We start from the raw sequence: 15,712 nt of genomic DNA, 5'->3' as shown, positions 1-15,712 counted from the left end.
AAACCGTGCCAGCCACGAAGACCGCAATGATCTCGAAGAAATGGCTGCGTGTTTTTTGTGGCCTCAGTTGTTTCTGCGGGCTGATCGTGCTCATGTTCACATTCCTGCCCGGCCCAGCCGGAGTGCCGTCCTTCGAGGAGGTGCGTGCGGCCCATAGCCGGTCGGAGTCGGTCCTGCTGGATCGTCATGGGGAGATCATTCATGAGCAGAGGACCGACAGCAGCGCCAGGCGGCTCGACTGGGTGCCGCTGCCCGCGGTTTCCCCGGCACTCGCCTCCGCGCTCCTCTATGCAGAGGATCGGCGCTTCTATCAGCATCACGGCGTGGATTGGGCCTCGCTGGCCGGCGCTCTCGCCGCCGTCCTGAGATCCGGGGCGCGCGGCGCCAGTACGATCACAATGCAGCTCGCGGCGCAGCTGGACGAAGAGTTGCGCCCTTCGGATCAGCGCCGCAGCCTCCGGCAGAAATGGCAGCAGATTCTCAGTGCCCGCGCATTGGAGCGACGCTGGTCCAAGGCCCAGATCCTGGAAGCGTATCTGAACACGGTAACCTTCCGGGGCGAGCTCCAGGGCCTGGCGGCGGCTGCCGCCGGTCTATTCGGGAAACAGGCGCATGGCTTAACGGATGTGGAGTCGGTGATCCTCGCGGCGCTGGTACGGTCACCCAATGCCGACATCGATCAAGTCGCCAGGAGGGCAGGTTCACTCGCCGGCGCCTTGAAACTCGATTTGAAACCCGCCGAGATCTCCACACGGGCAGGCGAGGCTCTCGGCCACCCTTATCTCATCCGGCCACAGGCAGCGCTGGCGCCGCACGTCGCGCAGCGCTTGTTTCGGGAAGCACGGATCCGTGGGGGGCACGAGCCCGGACGTATCGTCTGCACACTTGATCGCGGTCTTCAGCAATTCGCAGCCGAAGCCCTGCGTCGGCACCTCTTGGCCGAGCACGTGCAAAACGTCCGCGACGGAGCAGTGCTCGTCCTGGACAACCGCACGGGAGAGGTCCTGGCTTACGTGGGCAACACCGGGAGCCAGGGGAGCGCTCGCTATGTGGACGGGATTCAGGCTTTGCGGCAGGCGGGATCGACGTTGAAGCCGTTCATTTACGGGGCTGCCTTCGACAGGCGCGTGCTGACCGCGGCCTCGCTCCTCGATGACAGTCCCCTGGATGTGCCTGTGGCCGGAGGCATGTACCGCCCCAGCAATTACGACAGACTCTTCCACGGCCCGGTCACTGCCCGCACGGCCCTCGCCTCGTCTTTAAATGTTCCGGCCGTCAGGACGCTGAATCTCATCGGTGTCGAGGCCGCCCTGAGCGTGCTGCGGGTCGCCGGATTCGACAAGCTGCAATCCGATGATTTCTACGGGTCGTCACTCGCCCTTGGTGCGGCGGACGTGAGCCTCTGGGAACTGGTGGACGCATACCGCAGCCTCGCAAACGGAGGAATATGGAGCCCGCCCCGGCTCACGCTCGACGAAACCACCGGCCCCGCGCGGCAAGTCTTGACGCCGGAGGCGACGTTTATCGTGTCGAACATCCTGAGCGACCGCGAGAGCCGCAGCCAGACCTTCAGCCTGGAGAGCCCGCTGTCGACGCGCTACTGGACCGCCGTCAAGACGGGAACGAGCAAGGACATGCGCGACAACTGGTGCGTCGGATTCTCGGACCGGTACACCGTAGGTGTCTGGGCAGGCAATTTTTCAGGGGAACCGATGTGGAACGTGAGCGGCATTACCGGCGCCGCGCCCGTCTGGGTCGAGATCATGAACCGGCTCCATCGGGATCAATCCAGCAGCGCGCCCCAGCCGCCGCCGGGGGTTGTGGCAAGAGAGGCGCCGGCAGGAAACGGACACAGGGAATGGTTCATCCGCGGCACGGAAATGGCGGTGGCGCCAGGCGCGGCAAACCCGGGCATCCGCATTGCCTATCCGTCCCCGGGCACCGTCGTCGCATTGGATCCCGACATTCCCCCGGAGAAACAAAAACTCTTTTTTGAAGCCCAGCCTCGAGATGATCGGCTGCACTGGGTGCTTGACGGGCAGGTGCTCGGCGGCGCCGGCACGCTGCTTCTGTGGGCTCCGACACGCGGCAAACATGCGCTTGCCCTCGTCGATCTTTCCGATCGCACCCTGGATTCGGTGACCTTCGAGGTGCGCGGTTATCGCGATGAAAGTTGGAGGAATGTCTATCTGCCGAGCAGCACGACCGTGCTGCGGCCGTTCGCCAGATAGTGATCTTGGGGATCGAGGAGCAACTCTTTGCCCGGATCGAGAAAATCTTCGCGATCCGGGAGGCTCGTGTCGATAATCCGATACCAGCGCTTGCCCTCGGCACGCGGCAAGCTGACGCGCTGCAGGAAAGGATCTGCATTGAAAATGAGAAAGAGCAGGTACTCCCCCGCCTCAGACTCTTCTTCGCTTCCGTCCAGCATGAGGCTGAGTGTCCGGACCGTAGGGTTGTTCCAGTCCGGCCGATTCAGGCCGTTGTCGAACCACGTGATGTCCGGAACCTGGTCGCTATCCAGGTCTGTCCCAAGCAGGAATTTCCGCCTTTGCAGAATCGGATACCGGCATGTCAAAGCGACGGCCTTTGCGAAAAAACCCCGGATGTCGGTGTTTTTCTCCGCCAGACGCCAGTCAAACCAGCTGATGTTGTTGTCCTGGCAATAAGCGTTGTTGTTGCCTCTCTGGGTACGGAGAAACTCGTCGCCGCCGAGAATCATGGGTGTGCCTGCGGAGAACAGCAGGAGGCAGGCATAGTTTTTCACCATTTGCCGCCTCAGCCTCAGGATGCCGGGGTCGGAAGAGTCCCCTTCGGCTCCGCAATTCCAGGAATGGTTGTCGTTGGTGCCGTCGAGATTGTTTTCGCCGTTGGCTTCATTGTGCTTCTCGTTGAAGGAGACTAGGTCATGAAGCGTGTACCCGTCATGGCATGTGATGAAATTGACGCTGTGAAAGGCTGAACGCCCGTCGTCGCCATAGAGGTCGGCGGACCCCGTGAAGCGCCAGCCCAGTTCAGAAATCTGTCCCCCCTCTCCGCACTCGAACCGTCTCACAGTGTCCCGGAAGCGCCCGTTCCATTCGGACCAGTCGATTGGGAAGTTGCCGACCTGGTAGGTCCCCAGGTCCCATGGCTCGGCAATCAGCTTGACCGTCGCAAGCACCGGATCCTGGGAGATGGCATCGAAGAAGGCTGCGGAACGTTCGAAGCCTCCACCCTCCCGGCCGAGGACCGAGGCGAGATCGAACCTGAAACCGTCCACATGCATGACCTCGGCCCAGTACCTCAGAGAGTCCATGACGAACTTGATGACATGCGTGCTCGCAAGGTTCATGCTGTTGCCGCAACCCGTGTAGTTCATGTAGTACCGACGATACTGGTTTGGCGGGCCGGAGAGCAGGTAATAAACCGGGTTGTCGATGCCCTTGAAACTGATCGTGGGGCCGAGTTCATTGCCTTCGCCTGTGTGGTTGTATACGACGTCGAGAATCACTTCGATGCCCGCCTTGTGCAGTTCCCGCACCAGAGTCTTGAATTCGGCCACCTGGCATCCGCGCCGGCTACGAGTGCTGTAGGAAGATTCCGGAGCAAAGAAACCGATGGTGTTGTAGCCCCAGTAGTTCGTCTGCCCACGCTCCCGCAGGGAGTCTTCGACATAGAACTCCTGGATGGGAAGCAACTCCACCGCATTGATTCCCAGGCTTTTGAGGTATGGGATTTTTTCGATGAATCCGAGGTAGGTTCCCCGGCTGCTCACGCCGGAAGAAAGATCGGCAGTGAATCCCTTCAGATGCACTTCATAAATGATCAGCCGTTCCAGGGGGAACTCCAGACGCCGGTCTCCCTGCCAGTCGAAGCCATGGTCCGGGACGATGCACTTCGGCATTTCAAGGGTGTTGTCGCGGGTGTCCGGGCACAGGTCCTTCAGCGGAGATTGCGGGTCATATCCGAGAAGCAGATTGTCACCGTTGACGCACTTTCCGGTGAGCGCCGCGGCGTATGGGTCAAGCAGGAGCTTGTGCTCGTTGAAACGCAGTCCCAGTGCCGGGTTGTAATCTCCGCGGACCCTGTACCCATAGAGCTGTCCTGCTTCGAGGCCGTGAACCATGGTGTGCCAGACGTACCTCGTTCGATTCCGCATCTGGATGACATCGGTGGGAGGCCGGTCCGGTTCGTCGAAGAGAAGAAGAAACACCTCGGCAGCATTTTGCGAGAAGAGAGCGAAATTGACTCCCTCTTCGGTAACGGTGGCCCCGCATGGGTAGAACCTGCCTGGCGACAGCTTGCGGTTCGTTCGATGGCTGAGACGTATGTCCGGCATGCAGTCTCCTTTACACCGCGCGGGGCGGCGCGAGATTCTTGTACGGCCCAAGCCCCGTGCCAAGGATTAAGCTCAAAGACCCGGGTATCCGCCCTCGCATCAGGAAAAAGAATTCTGACCATGAGGGGCTGGTCGCAAGAATACAGAAAGTGAATCGAGAATGGAAGTGAACCATGTCTTCACCATCCAGGCACCCGGCGACCTAAAGTTTCCGGGGAACCGGTCGATGAATCGAAGCATGGACTGCCGCCGACGCGAGCCTAGATTCGAAATCGATCAGCCTGTGACTGTGACCAATCTCGAGCAGCCGGGGATTCCCCAATTGGGACGCCTCGCCAACTTTTCGGCCAAAGGAACCCGCATGATCCTGGCTCATGAATTGACTCCGGGAACCATGGTCAAGGTCGAATGGGGAGGAACCGTCCTGCTGGGTGAAATCATCTACTGCGCGCCGCACGGCTCGGAGTTCGCTGTCGGACTCGAACTCGAAGATGTGCTCTACGAAAAGCACATGTTCGCTTCCATGTCCGAATCTTGGGCCGCACTGCTTCAGGCGAGGCGCTAGCCTCCTGCTGGTTTGTCAAATTGCCCCATGGAGCGTGGGAGCTCCTTTCGTGTACCTCTCGGTTTGGATTTGCCTAGTGGCCGGCTTCGCGCGGAGAAGCCCGTACTGCGCGGTCATATGCCCACGAACGGATGTGCTCCACCTGCTCGCGCATCGTCTTCGACAGCGGAATGACGTTGAGCGCAGCCCGATGCAATTCCTCAAAACTCATGGATTTGTTCTCGATCCGGACCGTGGTGAGCGCGGAAACGACACACTGCTCGATTTCGGCACCGGTCCACCCCTGCGTGATGCGCCGGAGCCGGCCGATCTCGAGCGCATCCGGATCGATGCCGCGCTTATGGAGGTGGATGCGAAAGATTTCGATGCGCTCCTCTTCGCTGGGGAGATCGATGAAGAACACCTCGTCGAACCGGCCCTTGCGGATCATCTCCGCAGGCAAGAGATCGAAGAAAGCGAATATGCGTCCGAGGTTGGTTCCGGCCTCAGTGCCCTGCCCGGTGAGGCCCATCTCGATTTCATCGAACCAGACGACGGCGGGCGCTAGCGACTCGACGGTGCGGCAGGCCTCCGCAAATGCGCCATCCGGAGTGCCGTGGCGGCCGGAAAAAACTTCGATCATGTCGATGCGGTACAACGGCAACCCGAAGCAGGAGGAGATTGCCTTGACCGACAGGCTCTTGCCGCAACCAGAGACTCCCATCACCAGCACGCCCTTGGGAACGATGTCCGCCGTGAGGCTTTCGCGCTCCATGAACAGCCTGCGCCGCTCCAGGAGCCATTTCTTCAGGTATTCAAGGCCCCCCACGTGCTCGATCTGAGTTCCGTCGGCAACGTAATTGATGAGCCCTCCGGACTGGTTGACGATGAGCTTCTTCTCCTCCAGCAGCAGCGGTGCTGAATCCTCGTCGAGAGTGCCGCCCAGCGCCAGCGCGCGCCGCAGCGCATGGCGGGCCTCGTCGACTGTCAGGCCCTGCAGAGCCCGCGCTATCTTGAACATCGCCTGCTCGCCGCTATCTATCTTGAAGCCCTGTCGCCCCAGCACCCGGACTTCGTCGGCAAGAAAGGCGATCATCTCCTCCAGATCGGGGTGATGCAACTCGATGAAGGCGACCTGACGGCTGAGCTCTTCAGGGAGCACGCGTACCGGCGATGTGATGACGGCAAACTTGCCGGTGTCGAGACAGACCTCGTACAAATCCCGCAGCTTGCGCCGGATCTCGGGCATGCCTCCCATGAACTCATGAAAATCGCGAAGCTGAAAGATTGCCGGCCCCTTATATCCGGCGATGAAGTCCAGCACGGCGCTCGCATCGAGAAGTTTGCCGGACTCCGTATTCCCACCGGGCCCGATCAGCCCGCGGGTCGAGGTCCACGACCAAACCGGCACTTTGCCAGAAAAAAGGTGCCGGGCGGCATCCTGCAGGAGTTGCCGTGCGCGCTGCTCTTCGGAGGTGCAAATGTAGATCAAGGGACGCCTGCCCTGCACCAGTTCGCGCAGTGCCGAGAAGGCACGGCTCTCGGTTCGATTCTCCGGTTGCTTTAGGCTCACGTGTCTCTCCTATGGCACACCAGATTAAACCACCGCCCGGGCACCAACACACGAAAAATAACGCCGGCCCCAGCAAAAAGCGCCTGCGAAGTACATGGAAGGAAGCCGAATCAACCTTGGTGTCCTGTGTCGTTCCGGCTCCTTTTTTCGCGCAGACGCTTCATCCACAATTCGAAGGTCTTGCCGGCGGCGGTATCCCGGCCGGTGAACTCCAGCCTTGCGATGTCGTGGTATCGGATTGTGATCTTCCGGCTCCCCTCTCTCGGGATCATCCTGACAAGGCACTGTGCAAGGGAAGGGCCCTCGGCTCTCCGATCGAAAATGAAGCCCTCGATCTTCTCGCCGCTTTTCAGTGTAATCGTGACATCGCCGCGATAGTCGAATGCCTTTTCGAGGGCTTCCCGGATTTCCTCCGGGCCGGCGAGTTCCGGGATCCACCCCTGCAAGTCCTCATGTGGACGGGAGGGGCCTGCATCCAAATCGACCGGTTGGCCCTGACTGTCTTCCGACATGATGATGCCGTGCGGCGTTTGTCAGACCCGGGCGGTCTCCCGGGCCGGCGGCTTGGTCTGGATCTGTACCAGGGATGCGCGCCGGGAATCCTCATCTGCCAGAGCCATGGCAGCGCTCCGGCTCTGGTAACCGCCCGAAAAGAGGGACGCGCGCACCGTGTTCCAAATTCCCCTGAGCGAGCCGAAGGTATCGTTAACAGCGCTGGCTTCGTAACCGCAATGCACCATGCAGTTGGCGCACTTCGGATTGCCGGATTCAGCGCCGTAGTTATGCCACTCGGTTTGATCGATCAACTCGGCAAAAGTCTCCGCGTATCCGTCCTGCAACAGGTAGCAGGGCTTTTGCCAGCGGAACAGGTTGTAGGTGGGCATTCCCCAAGGTGTGCATGCATAGTCGCGCAGGCCCATCAAAAACTCGAGAAACAATGGACTCTGATTGAAGCGCCAGCGTTTCTTCCGATTGCTCAAGATCATGTGAAAGAGGCTTCGGGTTGCAGTTTTACCCAGAAAGTGCTCCTGGTCGGGCGCCTTGCTATAGTTATACCCGGGAGAGATCGTCATCCCTTCGACGCCGAGATCCATCATCTCGTCGAAGAAGCCGCGCACGCTCCCCGGGTCAGTGCCGTCGAAGAGCGTTGTGTTGGTCGTCACCCTGAATCCTCGCCGGGTGGCCTCTTTGATTCCCTCGACAGCCAGGTCGTATCCGCCCTCGCGACAGACCGACATGTCGTGATGCTCCCGCTGTCCGTCCATATGCACATTGACCGTCAGGTATTTGCTCGGCCGAAAGAGATGGATCTTTTCCTTCAGAAGCAGTGCGTTGGTGCAGAGATAGATGTACTTTTTCCGTTGGACCAGACCCTCGATAATCTGGGCGATCTGCGGATGCAGAAGGGGCTCCCCGCCGGGAATGCTCACCATGGGGGCACCACACTCTTCGACTGCCTTGAAACATTCCTCGGGGGTGAGGTGTCGCTTCAGAATGTGCGCAGGATACTGGATTTTCCCGCATCCGGCGCAAGCCAGGTTGCACCGGAACAGGGGCTCGAGCATCAACACCAGCGGATAGCGTTTCCGCCCGGCCATCCTCTGTTTGAGCACGTACGTTGCGACCGTCCACATCTGCGAAATCGGCACACCCATGGAATAAATATAACCGGAGCTGCGGCCGGGAAAAACCCAAATAAAGCACGGACCACACGAAAAACGCGAAAGAGCTTTCGCGTTTTTCGTGTATTTGGTTGCTATCGTTTGAGTTAGAAGCCGAATCGTCGGGGGTTGCGGCCAATGATACTGGCCGCAAATACTTTGGGGACATATTCCCGCGTTTCCGCCGGGAGTGCTTGGGTACTATAGAGGTACCAGAAGTTGCGCTGTTTGATAGGATCCTTCACGCTCCTGACGGCGTGCCGCACCTTTTCGGGGCCACTGTTATAGGCTGCCATCGCGAGCATCACGGAACTGCCGGCCCCAAAATCGAGGATCAGTTCCCGGATATAGCGGCTTGCCGCTTCGGTGGATTTGCGGAGGTCAAGACGCTCATCCACGCTTTCGTTCACCTGCAGGCCATAATCGCGCGCAGTCGCCTCGGTGAATTGCCAGAAACCGACCGCTCCTTCCGAGCTCTCAGACATTTGCAGTAACCCGCTCTCGACCAGCGCGATGTAAGCAAGATCCTCGGGCAGCTGGTCGCGTCGCAGGATCTCGCGCACGCATTGGAGGCTCTGGCGCTCATCCACGAGCGCATGCGTCATTTCATCGCGGTCCCGGTCCTGGTATTGGCTGATGTGGTGGTTCACCGCCCTGACAAACTCAGGCGGAACGTTGTACTCCTCAGCGCCGAACTCCTCCATCAGCGCTTGGATTTCACGCTCGACGAAGTCCTTGTCGGCGTTACGCATTGCCAGATCCTGTGCGCCGGCTCCACGATAGAGGAGGTTACCGATCATCCGGCCGATCTGCAGGTAGTCCTCGCCGCCTCCCGCCCTCACGGTTTCCAGCTGTGCGACCTGCCCGACGCTGTTCGCCCGGGTGAGATTTCTGTTGCCCCAGCCGGCATACGATGCGATGACAACCAGCACACAGGACATGACGCCCAGTGTCAACCGGCTGTGCCGCCAGAAACGACGGACCAGCCGGCCGTTTGAAGACGAGGGGATAATGCCGTCGTCTTGACCGATTTGAGCACCCCCGAATGTGGAAGAAAAATCCGAATGGGGTGCGTCGCCGGCCGTCTCCCGCCCAAACACCGGATCGTGGGATCCGGCCTGTTCCTCTCCCAGGCCAAAAAGGGATCGATTCAGCACAAACACCAGCTCGGGCCCTCGCGCTCCGAGACGGATGAAGTAATCCGGCCTGAGTATGCCCTTACGCAAATACCTGGTGGCGAAGCGGTGTCCGCCGATGTCATGGAGACGATAGAGAATTCCCTCTATCTTCAGCTCCAGCCGTCGGGCGCGTGACCGTGGCAGCCTGCGCAACGGCAATAGATCCAATTGTTTATTAGAATCCGCCATGGGTTCCTTCCCTGTTAGAACGCGCAACGTCAAGGCAGGCACACACCTGCCGACGTGCGCGGCTAAAAACAGCGATTACATGTTGCCACGGGACTTTCGGGACGCGCGCTTCGAGCTGCGAGGACCAGGCTGAGCCGGCAAGTGACCGGGGGGATTTGGCGCGCCGTTCCGGGCTGATTCAAGATCACCCGCCTGCCACAGGCGGGGGTGTTGGGTACTGAAGAAAAGGCTGATAGGGCTGTCGAAGGCACGAAGACCCAGGGACGCGCGAAAACCGGCGCTGCCCCATCTGGAAGCCTGGATGAACAAGACAGGCATTCTTCTACCTCTGGCCTAAATGAACTTCCTGCGCTCCGACGCCACCCTACGACGCGTCAGGTTCGACGTGTCTACATGCCAATCATCCCAGACATCGGACAGTTTGGCAACCCCTTATTCCGGTTTTCCGGCTTATGATTAAAACACTCTAATTTGCCAAGGTGGCGCGAAAGAAAACAATCCGGGCAACGCACCGCACCGAGAGCACTTCCTGACGACGGGAAGCAGCGGCATTTGTGAAATCCGCGGCTGTTTTTAAAAGTCGCCACCCGCATGCGCGTGCGCCCCCGCTCACAAGGGAGTGCGATGTGTTTATGCGTTGCGGCCACTCCCTTCTCGTTTTTCCATTGTTTCTGTGTGATTTTCTGTCCCCAAATGCGGCTTTTGCCACAATCTGCAGCGTGATTGCTTGTTTTGACACAGAGAATGCGGGAGGCTAGAATATAAAGATGGCAACTTCCAAGACGGGTACGGTCTTGCTTGTAGATGATGACAGGAACTTTCTGCATGTCCTGAACTATCATGTCCAGGGATTCGGCTATCAGACCATTCCGGTCTCATCCGGACCCGAGGCGCTCGAGCGCATGAAGGAACAGAGGGTGGACCTAGTGGTAACGGACCTGAAGATGCCGGGGATGGACGGCCTTCAGCTTCTGACCGAAATCCGAAAGATAAGCGCCGACCTCCCCATCATCGTCCTCACGGCACATGGCTCAATCGACAAGGCGGTGGAGGCGGTCAAGGGTGGGGCCAGCGATTTTCTCACCAAGCCCTTCGAGCGGGCAGAGATCCATCACGCGATCGTCACCGCCCTCAAGATGTCCAACCTGATGGAAGAGAACCGGCGTCTTGCCCAGGTGGTTCAGAAGACCTTTGAGTTCGGCGGTTTTGTGGGCTCCTCCAAGAAGTTTCAGCAAGTCCTGGAGCTTGCGGCGCAGCTCGCTGGCGTAGACACGACTGTCCTGATCGAGGGTGAGAGCGGAACCGGGAAGGAGCTTCTGGCCCGCGCCATTCATTTCAACAGCCCGCGCCGGGGAAAGCCCTTCGTCGTGGTCAACTGTGGGGCCATTCCAAAGGAGCTGATGGAATCAGAGCTGTTCGGCTACAAGCGAGGCGCATTCACGGGTGCCGTGGCCAACAAAAAGGGGAAGTTCGAGGTGGCCGACGGGGGCACGCTGCTCCTCGACGAGATTGGGGAACTGCCGTTGGGGATGCAGGTGAAGCTGCTGCGTATCTTGCAGCAAAAAGAAATGGACGTTCTCGGCGACCCGCTCCCGCGCCTGGTTGATGTGCGCATCGTGGCGGCGAGCAACCAGAATCTGATGCGACTGATGGAGAAGAACACATTCCGGGAAGATCTCTATTACAGGCTCTCCGTCGCTCCGCTCTATCTGCCGCCCCTGCGCGAACGCAAAGAAGATATCCCCTTGCTGGTGTTCCACTTCCTCGAGAAGCTGGGGCAGAAATTCGGCAAGGAAGTCCGGTTCGAACAGGGGGTGATCGATGCCTTTCAGACCTATCACTGGCCTGGCAATGTCCGGGAACTTGAGAATGTCGTAGAAAGGCTCACGGTCTTCGACAAGCGTGGCGTTGTGACCATGGAAGATATGCCGGCACAGTTCCGGCGTCCGGCGGGGTCCTTGGGTTCGGTTGTTGTCCGGTTGCCGGAGGAGGGTTTTCGGCTGCAGGAAGTTGAGCGGGACATTCTTCTGGCGGCCCTGGAGCGGCATGGCTGGAACCAGACCCGCGCCGCCCGATATCTGGGCATTACCCGCAACACCCTGATCTACCGCATGCAGAAATACAACATCCGCGAGCATGAAAAAGAGGGGACGGGGGCAGTATGAGGCGCGAAATGCGCGAGGCGCTGAAGCAGGCCGTGTTGCTGTTCTTGATACTGCTCATCTCGGTCTTTCACTTTGCGACGCCCACGGAGTACATCTACCTGCACGAAATCTACCAGCGTTTCTACTATATCCCCATTATCCTGGCGGCCTTCTGGTATGGGCCGCTCTGGGGTTTTCTGGCCTCGGCCCTGACGAGCGTGCTCTATGGCATCCACATCCACCGCGACTGGATCTACCTTCCCACTTACTCCTTCAACCAGTACGCCGAGATCTTCCTTTACAACGTCATCGGGCTTTTGATCGGATTCCTTTCGCTCCGGGAGCGCCGCCACCGGGAAAAACTGGAGAAGACGTCGGGTGAGCTGTCGCAGGCCTACGAGCGCCTGCGATCGGCCTTCGAGCAACTCAAGCAGTCGGACCGGCTTGCCGCCCTCGGGCAGCTGAGTGCCGGCATTGCCCATGAGATCCGGAATCCTCTCGGATCCATTAAAGGGTCGATTGAGATCCTTGAAACCGAAATCGCCCCCGACAATCCCAAGCACGAGTTTGTCAGGATCATCAAAGAGGAGACAGCCAGGCTCAACTCCATTGTGGCCGAGTTTCTCAGGTTTGCTCGGCCGCCCAAGCCCGCAGTGGAGCTTGCCTCGCTGAATGAATTGATCAGCTCCACGCTGAACCTGCTCCAGAAAGAAGCGGAGCACTCGCGAGTCGAAATCCGAAAGTGCCTGGACCCGCTACTTCCCGAGGTAAACGTCGACCGTGATCAGATCCGGCAGGTTCTGCTGAATGTCGTTCTCAACGGCATCCAAGCAATGCCCCAAGGCGGTGTGCTGGAGGTCAGTTCCGCGCGCGCAGACGGCAAGGTAGTCGTAGAAGTCGCCGACAACGGCCCGGGGCTCGAGGAAGAGGACCTGGAACGTGTGTTCGACCCTTTCTTCACGACCAAGCCTCAGGGCACCGGCCTGGGCCTTTCGATTTCCTATCAGCTGTTGCAACGCCACGGCGGCAGGATCAACGCCGAAAGGAACGCAGGCCGCGGCATGACCTTTCGCATCGAGCTCCCCATCGCGCCGCTTTCTGCAAAATAATCGTCGTCCAAAATCTCAATGCAGAGATTGCTGAGAGAACTCCTCTTTCTTGTTGCTCCGGGTATTCTCTGCGGCCTTTGCGTTGAGATTTCCAGAACTCAAACAGCAGGGCGGCCCTTGTCGAAGTCCGCAAGTCCTACAGTTTCGGGTGCTTCAGGTGGTGATCGGTCTTGCTCTGGAACGCATGTGCCAGCAGGAGGATCTCCTGATCGCCGAAAAGCTTTCCGGTGAAACGCATGTTGGTCGGCTGACCCTGGGCATCGAACCCGTGCGGGACGTTGATCTCCGGGTGCCCGGTCAGGTTTGTCAATCCCAACGGAGAGCTGCCGCTCGTGGTGATGAACAGGTCGAGGTCGGCAAACACCTTATTAAAATCCTCGATCATCTTATATCGGACACGGTTTGCCTGGATATATTCGACCGCCGGCACAAATCGGTGCAGGCGGAAAGTACCGGGCCAGCTGCTCCGCTCGGGATCTTTGACCATCGAATCGATCTGGTTACTGCGAGTGATGTCGTCGAATGCGGCGGCCGATTCCACGGAGAGGATGAAACCGAGGTCGCTGTCGGGCAGAGTGGGCAGCTCGATCGGCTTGAGTTCAATTCCCAGGGAGCGGATGACGGCAAGTGCCGCCTCGTCCATTTTCCTGAGTTCGCGGGCACGTGTCGCCCGCTGTGGATTGGCCGGGTCCTCGGTGATCTCGCGCGTGAACGCGGTTTTCAGGTAGCCCACCCTCAGCTTCTTCACGTCCGCCGTGGCATCCCAGTTGAAGGGGACATCGATGAGACTGTTGTCCTTGCCGTCCGGGCCGTTGATCACACTCAGGACCAGGGCGCAATCCTCCGCCCAGCGGCAGATCGGTCCGATCTTGTCCATCGTCCAGCTGAGCGCCATGGCGCCGTACCGGCTCACGCGGCCGAAGGTGGGACGAAGCCTGGTGACGCCGCAACGGCTCGAGGGAGACATGATCGAGCCGCGGGTCTCGGTGCCGATGCCGAAACCGATCAGGCCGGCCGCGGTCGCCGATGAGGGGCCGGCGGAGGATCCGCTCGATCCGCTGTTGGCATTGTTCGGGTCCCAGGGGCTCTTGGTCTGACCGCCGAACCAGCGATCACCTTGGGCGAGCGCTCCCAGCGTCAGCTTCCCCACCAGCACAGCGCCGGCCTCGCTCAATCGGGTGTAGACCGTGGCATCCATGTCCAGCACCTGATCCTTAAAAGGGGAGGCGCCAAAAGTCGTTTTGTAACCCTTATCCTGGGGCACCGGCTTCAGGCGTCTCGAGGTTTGCTTTCCGAGGGAAGCATCCCGGGTTGCCTGAGGTCGCCGTCGAAACCGCATTCGGTCCGCGACACCATGCGGGTTCCGGATTCAATGCTCCGCACCGGAACTGCGCCGCCGAATGTATACCTGAGTTCCGCGTTCTGGGGCTCGCAGCGGAGGATCTGGGGCTGCGCAGCGGAAATAACTGCGGTCAAGCCGGTTAGCGACTTTGTCGTTTTGAGGATCCGGAGCATTCGTCCCTCCAGGGAAGCAGCTCACTTGTGGGTTAGAGCCCCTACAAGATATTGATTTAGCGGCTCAGTTTCAACTGTCGTGTTTCTTGCACGGGAATATCCGCGCTCTGCGGTGGCGGCTTTATCCTGCTGCGCGTACGCCTTCCATCTTAGCGCTTGCCAGAGGGCGGCCTGTGATGGTTTGATTCAGTGCCGGCTGCCCGGGAGGGAAGATGAAGAGTTATAGCGATCTGCTGCGAGAAGTTTCCGAGTGGTTCCATGATCGTCGGATATGAACAGTTCTGGGCTCCGCTGCTGGCCCGACTTCAACTTGCGGATTTGGAATTCCGCTTACCCGGCACCCAGACTTAACCGTTCAGGCTGAGGTATAATTTTACTATGCCGCTCGTGCCGCCTTACGTTGAATCATTGGTGCCTTACGAAGCGGGTCGCAGCATTGAAGAAATCAAACAGGCGTACGGGCTGCGCGATGTCGTCAAGCTCGCCTCCAACGAAAATCCACTGGGCTCTTCGCCGCTGGCCCTGGAAGCGATCCGGCTGCAACTGGATGGCCTGCATCTGTATCCGGACGGCGGGCTTTCTCTACGCAGAAAGCTCGCGGAAATGTTCGATCTCAAGGTGGAAAACGTCATCGCGGGAAGCGGATCGGAAGGAATCATCTCGAACATCATCCGCACCTTTCTCTGCGACGATGATGAAGTTCTGACGACGGAAGCTGCCTTCATCGGCTTTCAGGTGCTGGCCAGATCCCGCGGCGTCAAATACCGTACGGTTCCCTACCGGTGCTGGCACTATGATCTGCCGACGCTTGTGACACTGATTAACGATCGGACCAAGATCATCTATCTTGCCAATCCCAACAACCCGACGGGAACCATTTTCAGCAGGCATGAGTTCGACGATTTCTATCGGCACGTCCCGGAGCGTGTCCTGATCATCCTGGATGAGGCCTATTTCGAGTACGCCAAGGACAACCCGCGTTATCCCGATTCCATGCATTATCGCTATGACAACGTCATCACGCTGCGCACTTTTTCCAAAATCTACGGTCTCGCCGGCATTCGCATCGGTTACGGCTTCGCCCATGAGGATCTGATCAGCAATCTGCTGAAAGTGAAGCTTCCCTTCGAACCCAGCACCCTGGCGCAAGCCGCCGGAATCGGCGCCCTGGCCGATCGGGAGTTCGTTCATCGGTCCCTGGAGATGAATGCGCACGGCATTGATCTGCTGACCCGTTCATTCCGAGGCATGGGTCTGGACGTGGTTTCCTCGGAAGCCAACTTTGTCATGGTTGTGTTCGCCGACGAGCACGCGGCAAAACGCGTGATCCAGGGACTGCTGGAACAGGGCATTATCATCCGGCCGCTCAAAGCCTTCGGCTTGCCCAATTGCGTCCGCATCTCTACCGGCAAGGGTGAAGAGAACCAGAAGTGTGCCGAGGCGATGAGGAAAGTCCTCAAGGGGTGAGTCCGGCCGGA

Annotated in this window: 11 protein-coding genes; 5 read left to right on the top strand and 6 right to left on the bottom strand. The window is 59.2% G+C overall.

Going from position 1 to position 15,712, the window contains the following annotated elements; all coding sequences use genetic code 11:
- Window positions 1–26 precede the first annotated feature (26 nt).
- Window positions 27–2,231, top strand: a complete 2,205-nt coding sequence (gene pbpC, locus LAP85_13055; GenBank protein MBZ5497324.1) for a penicillin-binding protein 1C — start codon at window positions 27–29, stop codon at window positions 2,229–2,231.
- On the opposite strand, the gene glgX is transcribed toward pbpC, so the two are convergent.
- The gene (glgX, locus tag LAP85_13050; GenBank protein ID MBZ5497323.1) at window positions 2,186–4,321 is read right to left on the bottom strand and encodes a glycogen debranching protein GlgX; all 2,136 of its coding nucleotides are present in this window, start codon (window positions 4,319–4,321) and stop codon (window positions 2,186–2,188) included. The two genes, pbpC and glgX, sit on opposite strands and share 46 nt — an antisense overlap.
- Before the next feature lie 226 nt (window positions 4,322–4,547).
- Between glgX and LAP85_13045 the strand changes: the two genes are divergently transcribed.
- Window positions 4,548–4,886: a PilZ domain-containing protein gene (locus tag LAP85_13045; protein ID MBZ5497322.1), complete on the top strand. Its 339-nt coding sequence runs from the start codon at window positions 4,548–4,550 to the stop codon at window positions 4,884–4,886.
- A 73-nt stretch (window positions 4,887–4,959) separates the two neighbouring features.
- On the opposite strand, the gene LAP85_13040 is transcribed toward LAP85_13045, so the two are convergent.
- The 4 genes from LAP85_13040 to LAP85_13025 form a co-directional block, all read right to left on the bottom strand.
- Window positions 4,960–6,387 carry an AAA family ATPase gene (locus LAP85_13040; protein MBZ5497321.1) on the bottom strand — a complete coding sequence of 476 codons (1,428 nt, stop codon included), beginning with the start codon at window positions 6,385–6,387 and terminating at the stop codon, window positions 4,960–4,962.
- 161 nt (window positions 6,388–6,548) lie between these two features.
- Window positions 6,549–6,950 (bottom strand): hypothetical protein, encoded by a 402-nt coding sequence (locus LAP85_13035; GenBank protein ID MBZ5497320.1) that lies wholly within the window; start codon window positions 6,948–6,950, stop codon window positions 6,549–6,551.
- Window positions 6,951–6,971: 21 nt separating this feature from the next.
- Window positions 6,972–8,093 carry an adenosyl-hopene transferase HpnH gene (gene hpnH / locus LAP85_13030; GenBank protein ID MBZ5497319.1) on the bottom strand — a complete coding sequence of 374 codons (1,122 nt, stop codon included), beginning with the start codon at window positions 8,091–8,093 and terminating at the stop codon, window positions 6,972–6,974.
- A 113-nt stretch (window positions 8,094–8,206) separates the two neighbouring features.
- Window positions 8,207–9,466, bottom strand: a complete 1,260-nt coding sequence (locus LAP85_13025; GenBank protein MBZ5497318.1) for a lytic transglycosylase domain-containing protein — start codon at window positions 9,464–9,466, stop codon at window positions 8,207–8,209.
- A gap of 767 nt (window positions 9,467–10,233) precedes the next feature.
- On the opposite strand from LAP85_13025, the gene LAP85_13020 reads away from it, so the two are divergent.
- Both LAP85_13020 and LAP85_13015 read left to right on the top strand, forming a co-directional pair.
- On the top strand, window positions 10,234–11,631 hold the full coding sequence (locus LAP85_13020; protein MBZ5497317.1) for a sigma-54 dependent transcriptional regulator: 1,398 nt from the start codon (window positions 10,234–10,236) through the stop codon (window positions 11,629–11,631).
- Between the two features lie 8 nt (window positions 11,632–11,639).
- A complete protein-coding gene (locus LAP85_13015) occupies window positions 11,640–12,719 on the top strand; it encodes a sensor histidine kinase (protein MBZ5497316.1) in 1,080 nt (359 codons plus the stop codon).
- 136 nt (window positions 12,720–12,855) lie between these two features.
- Here the strand turns inward: LAP85_13015 and LAP85_13010 are convergent, their stop codons facing one another.
- Window positions 12,856–14,058 carry an amidase gene (locus tag LAP85_13010; GenBank protein ID MBZ5497315.1) on the bottom strand — a complete coding sequence of 401 codons (1,203 nt, stop codon included), beginning with the start codon at window positions 14,056–14,058 and terminating at the stop codon, window positions 12,856–12,858.
- Between the two features lie 554 nt (window positions 14,059–14,612).
- Between LAP85_13010 and hisC the strand changes: the two genes are divergently transcribed.
- Window positions 14,613–15,701 (top strand): histidinol-phosphate transaminase, encoded by a 1,089-nt coding sequence (gene hisC, locus LAP85_13005; GenBank protein ID MBZ5497314.1) that lies wholly within the window; start codon window positions 14,613–14,615, stop codon window positions 15,699–15,701.
- The last annotated feature ends 11 nt before the right edge of the window (window positions 15,702–15,712 follow it).

The sequence above is a fragment of the Terriglobia bacterium genome, from assembly GCA_020072565.1.
Lineage (GTDB): Bacteria > Acidobacteriota > UBA6911 > UBA6911 > UBA6911 > JAFNAG01.
The sequence above is the reverse complement of the archived record's forward strand: the minus strand, read 5'-3'. Positions and strand labels throughout refer to the sequence as shown.

What these genes read in the sequence shown, in the direction of transcription:
- pbpC (MBZ5497324.1), top strand. Translation starts at nt 27, where the DNA reads ATGATCTCGAAGAAATGGCTGCGTGTTTTTTGTGGCCTCAGTTGTTTC.
- glgX (MBZ5497323.1), bottom strand. Translation starts at nt 4,321, where the DNA reads ATGCCGGACATACGTCTCAGCCATCGAACGAACCGCAAGCTGTCGCCA.
- LAP85_13045 (MBZ5497322.1), top strand. Translation starts at nt 4,548, where the DNA reads ATGAATCGAAGCATGGACTGCCGCCGACGCGAGCCTAGATTCGAAATC.
- LAP85_13035 (MBZ5497320.1), bottom strand. Translation starts at nt 6,950, where the DNA reads ATGTCGGAAGACAGTCAGGGCCAACCGGTCGATTTGGATGCAGGCCCC.
- hpnH (MBZ5497319.1), bottom strand. Translation starts at nt 8,093, where the DNA reads ATGGGTGTGCCGATTTCGCAGATGTGGACGGTCGCAACGTACGTGCTC.
- LAP85_13025 (MBZ5497318.1), bottom strand. Translation starts at nt 9,466, where the DNA reads ATGGCGGATTCTAATAAACAATTGGATCTATTGCCGTTGCGCAGGCTG.
- LAP85_13020 (MBZ5497317.1), top strand. Translation starts at nt 10,234, where the DNA reads ATGGCAACTTCCAAGACGGGTACGGTCTTGCTTGTAGATGATGACAGG.
- LAP85_13015 (MBZ5497316.1), top strand. Translation starts at nt 11,640, where the DNA reads ATGCGCGAGGCGCTGAAGCAGGCCGTGTTGCTGTTCTTGATACTGCTC.
- LAP85_13010 (MBZ5497315.1), bottom strand. Translation starts at nt 14,058, where the DNA reads ATGCGGTTTCGACGGCGACCTCAGGCAACCCGGGATGCTTCCCTCGGA.
- hisC (MBZ5497314.1), top strand. Translation starts at nt 14,613, where the DNA reads ATGCCGCTCGTGCCGCCTTACGTTGAATCATTGGTGCCTTACGAAGCG.